Here is an 11,141-nt window from a genome sequence, read left to right as displayed (position 1 = left end):
GCGAGACTGTACCCGCCACAAGTCAGCCGAGGCTAAGCCTGGTCAACGCCACCCGTCGGCGGCCTCGGCGGCTCGCAGCAGGGCAGCGCACAGCGTACGCAATTCGGGACCGCCCGCGCCCTCGTCCAGCGCGGTGGCGACGTCCTCGGCCGCGCATCGGACCTGGTAGACGCGGTCGGACAGATCAGCGGCCTCGATGGCTGACAGCACCACCGCGTCGGCGGGCAAGGCCGGGCCATGGACGCCGTTGATGGATGCCCGCTGCTCGTAGGCGCGCTGCCGGCACGACTGCCGGCAGTACTGGCGGCGACGGCCCATCCCGCTGTCCGCGACGTCGCGACCACACCATCTGCAGGGCTGTGGGCGGACGCGACGTGTCACGGGGGCGACTTTAGTCGGGGCGCCGGCCGAATCCCGGTATCATGGAACGTCGGGTCGCCCCTATGCCCGGGAACTACCCGGCAGGCCGCAGCGTTGTTCAAAGCGCTAGCTGCTGAGAAGACGTTAAGAGGAGTGCTGACCAATGGCCGATCGTGTCCTAAGAGGCAGTCGCCTTGGAGCCGTGAGCTACGAGACCGACCGCAACCACGACTTGGCGCCGCGCCAGGTCGCGCGGTACCGCACAGAAAACGGCGAAGAGTTCGACGTTCCATTCGCCGACGATGCCGAGATCCCTGGCACCTGGCTGTGCCGCAACGGCATGGAAGGCACCCTGATCGAAGGTGACCTGCCGGAACCGAAAAAGGTGAAGCCGCCCCGCACCCACTGGGACATGTTGCTGGAACGACGCTCGGTCGATGAACTCGACGAACTGCTCAAAGAGCGTCTCGACCTGATCAGAACACGCCGTCGCGGCAGCTGACGTTCGGTGCGGCGCTAGCTCGCCGGTCTGACTGGCTCCGAACGCCGGCGGTGCAGGCGGCCGTCGATCCCCCACTGCGCAACTTTCACCACAGCCTCGCGGATATTCGATCCGCTCATCTTGGATACGCCCAGCTCACGCTCGGTGAACGTGATCGGCACTTCTGCGACGACGAACCCGTTGGTGATCGTGCGCCAGGTCAAATCGATCTGGAAGCAGTAGCCCTTCGATTCGACGTGGTCGAGGTCGATCTTCTGCAGTACTTCCCGCCGGTAGGCCCGGTAGCCCGCGGTGATGTCGTGGATGCCGATGCCCAGCGCCAGCCGGGCATACGTGTTGGCCGTCCAGGACAGCGCCCAGCGCCGCCACGGCCAGTTCTGCACGTTGCCACCCTCGACGTAGCGTGAGCCGATAACGAGGTCGGCGCCCGCATCAATGGCGTCGAGCAGCAGGTGAAGCTGTTCGGGCGCGTGACTGCCGTCGGCATCCATCTCGACCAGCGTGCTGTACTGCCGGCCCAGCCCCCAAGCGAAGCCGGCCAGGTAGGCCGCGCCCAGACCATCCTTGACGGTGCGGTGCATGACGTGGATCCGGTCGGGATTCGCGGCGGCCAGTTCCTCGGCCAGCGCTCCCGTGCCGTCCGGGCTGTTGTCGTCGACGACCAGCACGTGCACGTTTGGGCAGGCCTTGTGGAGCCGCTGCATGATCAGCGGCAGGTTCTCCCGCTCGTTGAAAGTGGGGATGATCACCAGGGTGCGCAGGCTGGGACGATCGCCCGCAACCCGTGACACCGGATCGCCGGTGGTCATATGTCTCCTTTTTCTGGCCGCTGGTCGAGTTCGACGTCGGCTGCCACCTCGTTGACAGGCGGGCCGTCGGCTACTACATCGTCTACATCGTCGCCGGGCGGGTCGTCGTCGGATTTCTCCGATGCCTGGCCGAAGTTCTTTGCCAGCCCTGACAGGCGCCGGCTCAGATCCGTTAACCACCCATTGTGCAGCATCGCGACGATCAGGAGTGCGAGAGCGGCGACGACCAGAGTTCCCTGGATGATCGGGCCCCATTTTGCGGCCGGGGTCAGCGTCGTCTTGAGACGGACCTGGCTGTCCAGGTAGCCGGGCGTGAAGAACCGGGTCCGCTGCAGCTCACGCCCGTCCGGGGTGACCAAAGCGGAGATCCCGACGTTGCTGGCGACCACGGCGTAGCGGTCCAGCTCCACCGCACGAAGCTTGGAGAACGCCAGTTGCTGCTCGCTCATCGTCTGGTTGAAGTTGGCGTTGTTGGCGGGTACCGCGAGCAGTTGGGCCCCGTTGCGCACCGAGTGCTGCAGAGCCCGGTCGAAGATGACTTCCCAGCAGGTCGCGATCCCGACCGGGGTATCCCCGGCGTGCACCACCCCGGAACCGTTGCCCGGGACGATGTAGCCAGCCAGGTCAGCGAGCCCGGACAGATGCCGGAAGAACCCGCGCCAGGGCAGGTATTCGCCGAACGGCTGCACGATCCGCTTGTCGTGGCGGTCGCCGGCTCCCGTCTTGGGGTTCCAGACGATAACGGTGTTCGTTTGAGCCGGCGCGTCGGACGGCCGGCCCGCGATGTCGAGCACCGTGCCGACCACGATCGGCGCTCCGATGGCCTGGACGGCCACCGAAATCTCCTGCGCCGCTTCGGGGTTGGCCAGCGGATCGATTTCCGACGCGTCCTCGGGCCAGACGACGAAGTCTGGTTGCGGGGCGCGGCCGGCACGTATGTCGTCGGCCAGCCGGCGGGTTTCCCGGACGTCGTTGCCCAGCACCGCGAGACGCTGCGCGTTGAACTCCAATCCGAGCCGCGGCACGTTGCCCTGCACCACCGCCACGGTGACGATCGGCTCGTTCCCCGACCCAGTGCCGGAGTGACGCACCTGCGGCCAGACCGCAGCAGCCATGAAAAACACCAGGCAGATGCAGAACGCGGGCAGCACGACCGCCGGTGGCGTGTCGGCCGCCTGGGCGCCAGCTCCGGGGCGCCGCCCACGAGATGCCCGCCACCACGAGACGGTCTCCATCACGAAAGCGGCAGCGCTGCAACCGGTTAGCACGATTGCCAACGAGAGCAGCGGAACGCCGCCCAGCCGTACCAACGGCAAAAACGGGCCAGACGTCTGGCCGGCGGCAACCACACCCCAGGGGAAGCCGCCGAACGGAACGGACGATTTCAACCACTCCTGCGCCGCCCACACCACCGCGAACCAGACCGGCCACCCGGACAGCCGTCGCAGCACAACAGCCAGCAGACCGAATATCCCCGGAAACACCGCGCACAACAGCACCAACGCCACCAGCGGGACGGCGCCCACGAGAATGCTGATCCAGCGGATCAGCGGCAGGTAGAACGCCAAACCGAACAGGAGGCCGTAACCGAACCCGCCGACCGGTGTGGTGGCCGGACGGGTCAGCACCCAGGCCAACACGGCAAACGCGATGACCGCGGCCCACCACCAGTTGAACGGTGGATAGCTCGAGCAGAGCAGCAGACCGGCGAGAACTGCGGCAGTCAGACGGGTCAGCCGCGGCTGTAGCGCCCGGCCCAACTGGGGCGCCCGGATGCGCAGCTCGCGAATCAGCCAGGCCAGCAGATACCTGCCTATCCGGGCGGCTCGGCCGCGCAACGCCGCCAGCCGGTCATCGTGCACCGTCTCCTGAACCGGGCTTTCTCCGGCATTGTCGTCGTCGTTGACCGCCGGGAAGACGTCGGTGTCGTCTGCGGGCCGAATCCGGCGGTCGAACCGCCCGATGCCTCTAACCATGGATCACGGCGCCTCGGTGCACGGTCCGCCGACAACGGGGCAACGAGTCGGTCGGGCCAAGCCGCGGCAACACCGGCAGCCGCGACCGCGGATCCGTCGACCACCGCCGCACGGCATCACTCGGCGCGCTCACCTCGAGCTCGTCGACCTCCCAGACGGCGTAGGACGCGGGCGCGCCCGGCACCAGGCTGCCCAGCAACCCATCACCGGCGCCACCGGCCCGCCAGCCGCCGCGGGTCACCGCGGCGAACGCCGCACGCGCGGAGATCGAGCTGGCTGCCGTGTGATGGTGGACGGCTGCGCGGACCGTCGCCCAAGGGTCCAGGCCGGTCACCGGGGCGTCGGATCCGAACGCGAGGGCCACGCCTTGGGATGCTAGCAGCGCAAACGGGTTGAGACGCCCGGCGCGATCGACACCGAGACGACGCGCATACATGCCCTCGCGGCCACCCCAGTGCGCGTCGAAATTGGGTTGCATGCTGGCCATGACGCCCCACGCGCCGAGCTTGGCGGCCTGCTCGGCGGTCACCATCTCCAGATGCTCCAAGCGGTGACCGCATCGGGCTACTGCGGACACGCCGAGGTCTTCGACGAGCTTTTCCAGCGCGCCGACGACGCCGGCGACCGCGGCGTCGCCGATGACGTGGAAGCCGGCCGTCACGCCGGCTTCGGTGCACGCCCGCAGGTGCGCAGCGACGTCGTCGAGCTCCAGGTAGCAGCTTCCGCGTTGGTCGGCAGCGTCGGCGTAGGGCTCGCGCAGCCAGGCCGTGCGCGAGCCCAGCGCGCCGTCCACGAAAAGGTCGCCGGCCAGACCCGCCGCGCCGGTGTCGGCGATCAGCTCGAGTGCCTGAGCCGCGCTGGTCACCGCCTCACCCCAGTAACCGATCAGCTCGATACCGTGGGCGCTCAGCGCCCGCAGCTCCTGCCAGTCGTCCAGGCCGCCGATCTGCGGACCGGCGCATTCGTGCACCGCGACAATCCCGTGAGCGGCCACGGCGTCAAGCGCTGCCAGCCGGGCTTCGGCGCGCTGCCTATCGCTCAACAGGCCACGCGCGGCGGCGCGGACCTGATGATGGGCGTCACCGACCAACGGCCGCTGCTCGTCGAACCCGGTCGCCGAGGCCAATTGCGAAACCCGCTTGCGCAGACCGGTCGATGCCAGCGCCGAATGCACGTCGACCCGGGCCAGGTAGGCGGGCCGGTCACCGAGCACCGCGTCCAGGTCGGCGGTGGTCGGCGCCGCGTTCTCCGGCCACGACGATTCGTCCCACCCGTGACCCCAGAGCGGCTCACCGGGGTGCTTCGCCGCGTAATTGGCGATGAGCTGCAGGCAGTGCGATCGCGACGTCGATGCCCGCAGATCGAGACCGGTCAGTGTCAGGCCAGTGGCAGTCAGGTGGATGTGGCTGTCGACGAAAGCCGGCGCGACGAAGCCACCGTCGAGATCGACGACATCGGCTCCGGCGAACTGGTCGCGACCGACGTCGTCGCTGCCCAGCCACACCACGACACTGTCGCGGACCGCCATCGCGGTGGCATCGGGATGGCTGGTGCTATGCACCCGGCCGTTGACCAGCAGGGTAGTCGCGTCATTTGTCACGCCGGCATTATTCAGGCCGCAACGGCAGGACCGGCGGATCGACCTCGCTGACGTCGATGACTTCGCCTTCGATGACCTCACCGTCGATGTAGTCGGGGAAACGTCGACCGAGGCCGCGGGCGGCCACCGCGCCCAGTACCGGGCGGACGGCGGCACGCGTCGGCGGCAGCAACAACAGCAGCCCCGCGGCGCTGGTCACCAGGCCTGGCACCACGACGAGCAGGGTTCCGAGCGCAACCGCCATGCCATCGGCGGCCAACCGCGGCCGGTCAGTGCCCAAGCCGGATCGCAACCGGCTGAGCTGACGCTTGAGTTGCGAACCCGCCAGCGCCAATCCGGCGGCAAACGTGACCAACAGCAGCAGCAGCGTCCATCCGAGCCCGATCGTCGACGCCAGCGCCACTACGACGGCGAGCTCGACGAGGAGGTAGACCAGAAACAGTCGCGACACCATGAATCGGCAACGTCGTGGACGGCCATCTGAGTTCCGCCGGCCGCCGTCGCGCGGTTAGATGACTTCGTGACGACAATCGAGATCGACACCCCGGCCGGCCCGATCGACGCCCTGCTCGACATCCCCGACGGCCAGGGTCCCTGGCCAGGCGTGGTGGTGATTCATGACGCGATCGGTTACGGACCAGACAAGCAGTCGATCAACAGTCATATCGCCACCGCGGGATATGTCGCGCTGACCCCGAACCTGTTCGCCCGCGGCGGCTGGGCTCGATGCGTCACCAAGGTCATGCGCGAGCTGCTCACCAAGCGCGGACGCGCCCTGGACGACGTACTGGCGGCCCGCGACCATCTCAAGGCCTTACCGGAGTGCAACGGCCGCGTCGGCATCGCCGGGTTCTGTATGGGTGGGCAGTTCGCATTGGTCATGTCGCCCAAGGGTTTTGACGCGTCTGCGCCGTTCTACGGCGCGCCGCTGCCGCGCGAACTCAGCGAAACGCTGGCCGGGGCATGCCCGATCGTTGCCAGCTATGGCAGCCGGGACCCGATCGGCATCGGGGCGCCCAAGAAGCTGCAGCGGGTTCTCGACCACAACGGCATCACCAACGACGTCAAGTCCTATCCGAAGGCCGGACACAGCTTTGCCAACAAGCTTCCGGCACAGCCGCTGCTGCGCATCGCCGGATTCGGCTACAACGAGGCCGCGACCGAAGACGCCTGGGCGCGCGTCTTCGCGTTCTTCGGCGAACACCTGAAACGCTAGCTCGCGGCCCGTAACTCCAGACCGACGTTGTTCTGCATGCCGCCACGCAGCTTGCTGAACAGGTTGAACACCTTGCCGATCAGCCCGTACTCGTGCCCGATGGCGTCGTAGACGTGCCCGGTCCGCGACTTGTCCAGGATGGTCGCGGTCGCTTCGATGGCCTCGCTTTTCGGGCGGCCTTGCATGTCGCAGATCGCCAGCGTGACGCGGGGCGTGTTGCGAATCCGCTTGACCTTCCACGACTTTGCCTGGGTGATCACCACCAGGCGATCGCCGTCGGGCGCCGCCCAGATCGCGGTGGGCTTGGGTCGACCATCCTTGGTGAACGTCGTCAGCAGGATGTACTGCGCCTTGGCGACATCTGCGAAGCTCGGTGACATCGCGTCAGTCTAGAGGCCAGCCCGAAGGCCTAGGCTTTAGCCCGAATACGAAGGAGCATCAGGCGATGAAACGTGGCGCTTTTGGGGACAAGGTCATTGCCGTCACTGGTGGTGCACGCGGGATTGGCCTGGCGACGGCAACGGTACTGCACGGCTTGGGCGCCAAAGTCGCGATCGGCGACATCGACAGATCGGCCGTCAAAGAGGCAAGCAGCCAGTTGGGTCTCAAGGTTGGCCGCCGACTGGACGTGGCGGATCGACGATCCTTCACCGATTTTCTCGACACTGTCGAAGATCGACTCGGAGCTGTCGACGTCCTGGTGAACAACGCCGGGGTCATCGCAGTGGGAAGCGCGCAAGACGAGGCTGATGCCGTCACACGGCGACTGCTTGACGTCAACATTTACGGCGTGATCCTCGGAACCAAGCTGGCGGCGCAGCGAATGCTGTCGCGCGGTCACGGTCACGTCATCAACATCGCTTCACTGAGCAGCGTGCTACCGACCGAGGGCATCGCAACCTATTGCGCCACAAAGCATGCCGTACTCGGATACACCGATACCGTTCGGATGGAAAACCGCGGCAGCGGTGTCCACTTCTCGGCGATTCTGCCGACTCTGACCAATACCGAGATGATTACCGGCGTCGGGCACGCGAAGGGCTTGAAGAATGCCGAGCCGAACGATGTCGCCGGAGCAATCGCCAGGGTGATCGTCAAACCGAAACCGCGGGTACTGGTTCCCCGTTCGATCGGCCCGATCGTGGCAGGTCAGCGGTTGATGCCGCAGCGTATGTCGGAGGCGATAGGACGCGCATTGGGCACGGGCCGCGTTTTCACCGACGACGTCGAGGTCGACAAGCGCACGGCCTACGCCCGGCGCACCGGGACGTCCTGATCTCAGACAGAGCGTACGTCGAAATCCGTGAGCTCCGGCCGGCGAAGCAGCTCCCGATGGGTCTCTGGTGTCCACGGGAAAAGCTCGGGCAGACCGTCTTTGCCGAGGTACCAGCTGTTGCATCCGGTAACCCAAATTGTTTGCGGCATAGCGGCTTTCATGCTCTCGTTGTACTCTTTGGTCGCCGCTTCAGTCGGTGCGGCGGCGTGAACCACACCGTCGCGGATCTTGTTGATCCACCACATCGCATATTCGGCTTGGTCCTCAGCGACAGGTATCAGCGACTGATTGCCGATCGGCGAATGCGGGCCCATCAGCATGAAAAGGTTGGGAAACCCTGGCACCGCGATAGACCGGTAAGCCGTCGGACCGTCAGCCCAAGCCTCATCCAAAGTCCGGCCACCTTCGCCGATAACCGTCAGCGGTCGCACGTAGGCGCGGGCGTCAAATCCGGTGGCATAGACCAACAGGTCCAATTCATGCAGGGTGCCATCGGCGGTGACGACACCACGGGGCTCGATGTGGTCGATCCGATCGGTGACGACGTCGACGCCCGGCTGCTGCACGGACCGGTAGAAATGCCCGGCCATGACCAGCCTCTTGCACATGGGCTGGTCCTTGGGAGTGAGTTTGGCCCGCAACTGTGGGTCGCGCACCGATAGACGCAAGTTCCACCGGCACTCGGCCTGCACGAAGCGACGCCGCAAACCCGGACGGATGGGCGCACGTCCGAATGTGCGCCTGAACACCAACCCCCAGAACCAGTACCCCAAGGTGTTCAGTCTCGGCCACCGGGACAGGGCGTGTTTGGTGAGCGCCGAGTACCGGCCATTGGGGAATGGGTAGACCCATTGCGCGGTGCGTTGAAAGATCGTCAGTTGACGCACTGTGCCGCCGAGCTCCGCAACAATCTGAACACCGGTCGACCCTGTCCCGATCAAGCCGATCCGCTTGTCCGTCAACGAGATCGAATGATCCCATCGCGACGAATGAAACGCGGGACCGGCAAACGTCTCGAGCCCGGAAATGTCCGGGTGACGAGGCACCCGCAGAACTCCGGTCGCGGTGACGAGAACGTCGAAGGTTTCCTCGCCGGCGTCGGTAGTAAGCCGCCACTTTCCGTCGTCATATTCGGCGGCGGTGACATCAACACCGAACCGGATGTGCCGACGAACGCCGTACTCGTCGGCTACCTGCTGGAAATAGGCGCGTATCTCGGGTCCCGGCGGCAACACGTGTGACCAGTTCGGGTTCGGCCGGAATGAGTAGGAGTAGTACCGCGAAGGCACGTCACAGGTGAGGCCGGGATAGGTGTTGTCGCGCCAGGTGCCTCCGACGTCGTCGGCTTTCTCGAAAATCGTGTACGAGTCGATGCCGGCATCCTGCAGCTTGACCGCCATGCACAGGCCCGACATTCCGGCGCCGATTATCGCGACCTTCGGTGACTGCTTTTGCGTCATGAGAACCACCCGGCCTCTCGCTGGCCAGCATGCTACGCGGACACCGTCGGCCAATCGGCTGCTTGGCGATTATCGCGGCAGCCGGCGCCAGACGAACTGCGGCAGCAACCGCATCACCACAGACGCTGGGCCCAACGCCCACGGAATCCATACGATGCGTCGCCCCTTGGCCAGCGCACGCGCCGTCGCCGCGGCCACCTGCGCGGGCGTGCTGGGCAGCGGTGCCGGCGTCATACCTTGCGTCATCCGCCCGATCACAAACCCGGGCCGCACGATCAACAGCCGCACCCCGGTTCCGTGCAACGCGTCGGCCAGACCGCTGGCGAAGCCGTCCAGACCCGCTTTGGCCGACCCGTAGACGTAGTTGGCCCGGCGTACCCGCACGCCGGCGATCGAGGAGAACACCACCAACGTTCCCCGGCCGGCCTGCCGCATCGCGGCGGCGAGCTGGGTGAGCAGGCTGACCTGCGCGACGTAGTCGGTGTGCACGACGGCCACTGCGTGTGCGGCGTCGGTCTCGGCGCGGCCTTGGTCGCCGAGGATCCCGAAGGCCAGCACCGCGGTGTCGATCGAGCCGTGCTCGGCGATGATCGACGCAACCAACGGGCCGTGCGACTCCAGGTCGTCAGCGTCGAATTCACAGGCGGACACCGCCGCCGCGCCGGCGGCCCGGACCGCCGCCATCTGTTCGCCCAGCCGATCGGCGTTTCGCGCCGCCAGCACGACGGACGCGCCGGAAGCGAGCCGCACCGCAAGCTCGATGCCGATTTCGCTGCGACCACCGAGAATCAATACCGTCGGTGCGCTCGTGTCATCCACGGCTGCGATTATGACCTGCGCTAGCGTGAGCGGTGATGGCAAACTCCACGGCCCGGCTGACCAACGACGCGCTGGCGTTTCTCACCGAGCGCCACCTGGCCATGCTGACCACCCTGCGCCCCGACAATTCGCCGCATGTGGTGGCGGTCGGGTTCACGTTTGACCCCAAGACGCACATCGCGCGGGTGATCACAACGGGTGGTTCGCAGAAGGCGGTCAACGCCGAGCGCGGTGCGGTCGCCGTGCTCAGTCAGGTCGACGGCGCTCGCTGGCTGTCGCTGGAAGGTCGGGCCAGTGTCAACGGTGAGGTCGACGCCGTGCGCGACGCGGAGCTGCGCTACGCCCAGCGTTACCGCACGCCTCGAAAGAACCCCCGGCGAGTCGTCATCGAGGTACAGGTCGAGCGGGTGCTCGGATCCTCGGATCTGCTGACCCACAAAGCCAACTAGCGCTAAACGAGAGTGGCGCCGGGCGCGTGAATCACCAGCGGGACCGCGGGGAAATAGGCCGCCATCTCCGGTCGTGATTTGGCCAGTGCGGCGGTGCCGTAGCCGCGATGGCGGTAGTCGGGATTGATCCAGATCCGGACGTGGACCTCATGGCCGGTGAGCTCGCCGAAAACCATGCCGACCTTCTCGTCACCGTCGACCGCGACGAACCAGGCGGCCTCTTCGGCGTCGAGTCGCTCCTGCGCCGAGCGGATCTCGTCGTCCAGGCCGCCCGCCGGGGCGCCGGACCCGTCACCCTTGGCGCCGATGTCCTCGGTACGCGCGGCGAAGATATCGCGGTCGGCGGAACCGGAAAACGCCCGAAGCGCCAGGGTTTCGCCCGCGCTGGCCGGCCGGTCTTTGAACGTGAAGCTCAAGAGGTTGTTCAGATCCTCGAGTTCGGCGACGATCTTCTTGCGCGAGTCCTTGGTCAGCTGATCGAACGACATGCCGATCACCGCTTCGGCTCCCAGCCGGGAGGTGCCCAGTAGGTCGACGATGCCATCGACTGCTGACGGCCGGTCGTCGGCCTCCACGATCAGATCCAGCACTTCATGTCGGCGTTCCAGCGCGTTCATCAGAGCGTCGGTGATCTCTCGGCGGGCGGCGGCACGGTCGTGGTCGGTCATCGCCTG

Annotated in this window: 13 protein-coding genes; 4 read left to right on the top strand and 9 right to left on the bottom strand. The window is 66.5% G+C overall.

Annotated features, from left to right (window positions below; genetic code table 11):
- Positions 1–42 precede the first annotated feature (42 nt).
- Entirely contained in the window at positions 43–381 is a 339-nt protein-coding gene (locus VGG53_RS13590) for a hypothetical protein (protein ID WP_331518578.1), read from the bottom strand.
- Positions 382–523: 142 nt separating this feature from the next.
- Between VGG53_RS13590 and VGG53_RS13585 the strand changes: the two genes are divergently transcribed.
- Positions 524–862 carry an RNA polymerase-binding protein RbpA gene (locus VGG53_RS13585; protein ID WP_331518577.1) on the top strand — a complete coding sequence of 113 codons (339 nt, stop codon included), beginning with the start codon at positions 524–526 and terminating at the stop codon, positions 860–862.
- 14 nt (positions 863–876) lie between these two features.
- On the opposite strand, the gene VGG53_RS13580 is transcribed toward VGG53_RS13585, so the two are convergent.
- From VGG53_RS13580 to VGG53_RS13565, 4 genes are all read right to left on the bottom strand, one after another.
- The gene (locus VGG53_RS13580) at positions 877–1,671 is read right to left on the bottom strand and encodes a polyprenol monophosphomannose synthase (RefSeq protein WP_331518576.1); all 795 of its coding nucleotides are present in this window, start codon (positions 1,669–1,671) and stop codon (positions 877–879) included.
- The gene (gene lnt, locus VGG53_RS13575) at positions 1,668–3,647 is read right to left on the bottom strand and encodes an apolipoprotein N-acyltransferase (RefSeq protein ID WP_331518575.1); all 1,980 of its coding nucleotides are present in this window, start codon (positions 3,645–3,647) and stop codon (positions 1,668–1,670) included. The genes VGG53_RS13580 and lnt overlap by 4 nt, the downstream gene beginning before the upstream one ends.
- Positions 3,640–5,175 (bottom strand): amidohydrolase, encoded by a 1,536-nt coding sequence (locus VGG53_RS13570; RefSeq protein WP_331518674.1) that lies wholly within the window; start codon positions 5,173–5,175, stop codon positions 3,640–3,642. Before VGG53_RS13570 ends, lnt begins: the two co-directional genes overlap by 8 nt.
- A 79-nt stretch (positions 5,176–5,254) precedes the next feature.
- Positions 5,255–5,701 (bottom strand): FxsA family protein, encoded by a 447-nt coding sequence (locus VGG53_RS13565; RefSeq protein WP_331518574.1) that lies wholly within the window; start codon positions 5,699–5,701, stop codon positions 5,255–5,257.
- 66 nt (positions 5,702–5,767) lie between these two features.
- Here VGG53_RS13565 and VGG53_RS13560 point away from each other — a divergent pair, with 66 nt between their 5' ends.
- Complete coding sequence (locus VGG53_RS13560) at positions 5,768–6,463, top strand: dienelactone hydrolase family protein (protein WP_331518573.1); 696 nt, start codon at positions 5,768–5,770, stop codon at positions 6,461–6,463.
- Here the strand turns inward: VGG53_RS13560 and VGG53_RS13555 are convergent.
- On the bottom strand, positions 6,460–6,843 hold the full coding sequence (locus VGG53_RS13555; protein ID WP_331518572.1) for a PPOX class F420-dependent oxidoreductase: 384 nt from the start codon (positions 6,841–6,843) through the stop codon (positions 6,460–6,462). The two genes, VGG53_RS13560 and VGG53_RS13555, sit on opposite strands and share 4 nt — an antisense overlap.
- 65 nt (positions 6,844–6,908) lie before the next feature.
- Here VGG53_RS13555 and VGG53_RS13550 point away from each other — a divergent pair, with 65 nt between their 5' ends.
- A complete protein-coding gene (locus VGG53_RS13550; RefSeq protein ID WP_331518571.1) occupies positions 6,909–7,739 on the top strand; it encodes an SDR family oxidoreductase in 831 nt (276 codons plus the stop codon).
- A 2-nt stretch (positions 7,740–7,741) separates the two neighbouring features.
- Here VGG53_RS13550 and VGG53_RS13545 read toward each other — a convergent pair whose 3' ends face one another.
- Together VGG53_RS13545 and VGG53_RS13540 are read right to left on the bottom strand one after the other, a co-directional pair.
- Complete coding sequence (locus tag VGG53_RS13545; RefSeq protein WP_331518570.1) at positions 7,742–9,199, bottom strand: NAD(P)/FAD-dependent oxidoreductase; 1,458 nt, start codon at positions 9,197–9,199, stop codon at positions 7,742–7,744.
- Positions 9,200–9,268: 69 nt separating this feature from the next.
- A complete protein-coding gene (locus VGG53_RS13540) occupies positions 9,269–10,018 on the bottom strand; it encodes an SDR family NAD(P)-dependent oxidoreductase (protein ID WP_331518569.1) in 750 nt (249 codons plus the stop codon).
- 35 nt (positions 10,019–10,053) lie between these two features.
- Between VGG53_RS13540 and VGG53_RS13535 the strand changes: the two genes are divergently transcribed.
- Entirely contained in the window at positions 10,054–10,467 is a 414-nt protein-coding gene (locus VGG53_RS13535) for a F420-dependent biliverdin reductase (protein WP_331518568.1), read from the top strand.
- Positions 10,468–10,469: 2 nt separating this feature from the next.
- On the opposite strand, the gene VGG53_RS13530 is transcribed toward VGG53_RS13535, so the two are convergent.
- Positions 10,470–11,135: a GNAT family N-acetyltransferase gene (locus VGG53_RS13530; RefSeq protein ID WP_331518567.1), complete on the bottom strand. Its 666-nt coding sequence runs from the start codon at positions 11,133–11,135 to the stop codon at positions 10,470–10,472.
- Positions 11,136–11,141: the final 6 nt, after the last annotated feature.

Origin of the sequence: Mycobacterium sp. (assembly GCF_036490025.1) — a bacterium.
GTDB lineage: Bacteria > Actinomycetota > Actinomycetes > Mycobacteriales > Mycobacteriaceae > Mycobacterium.
Note: the sequence above shows the minus strand (reverse complement) of the source record. Positions and strands in the feature narration are given on the sequence as shown.

Bases quoted from the DNA above. Each gene is read 5' to 3' on its own strand.
- VGG53_RS13570 (WP_331518674.1), bottom strand. From the start codon at position 5,175: ATGGCGGTCCGCGACAGTGTCGTGGTGTGGCTGGGCAGCGACGACGTC.
- VGG53_RS13580 (WP_331518576.1), bottom strand. From the start codon at position 1,671: ATGACCACCGGCGATCCGGTGTCACGGGTTGCGGGCGATCGTCCCAGC.
- VGG53_RS13585 (WP_331518577.1), top strand. From the start codon at position 524: ATGGCCGATCGTGTCCTAAGAGGCAGTCGCCTTGGAGCCGTGAGCTAC.
- lnt (WP_331518575.1), bottom strand. From the start codon at position 3,647: ATGGTTAGAGGCATCGGGCGGTTCGACCGCCGGATTCGGCCCGCAGAC.
- VGG53_RS13550 (WP_331518571.1), top strand. From the start codon at position 6,909: ATGAAACGTGGCGCTTTTGGGGACAAGGTCATTGCCGTCACTGGTGGT.
- VGG53_RS13530 (WP_331518567.1), bottom strand. From the start codon at position 11,135: ATGACCGACCACGACCGTGCCGCCGCCCGCCGAGAGATCACCGACGCT.
- VGG53_RS13545 (WP_331518570.1), bottom strand. From the start codon at position 9,199: ATGACGCAAAAGCAGTCACCGAAGGTCGCGATAATCGGCGCCGGAATG.
- VGG53_RS13565 (WP_331518574.1), bottom strand. From the start codon at position 5,701: ATGGTGTCGCGACTGTTTCTGGTCTACCTCCTCGTCGAGCTCGCCGTC.
- VGG53_RS13535 (WP_331518568.1), top strand. From the start codon at position 10,054: ATGGCAAACTCCACGGCCCGGCTGACCAACGACGCGCTGGCGTTTCTC.
- VGG53_RS13555 (WP_331518572.1), bottom strand. From the start codon at position 6,843: ATGTCACCGAGCTTCGCAGATGTCGCCAAGGCGCAGTACATCCTGCTG.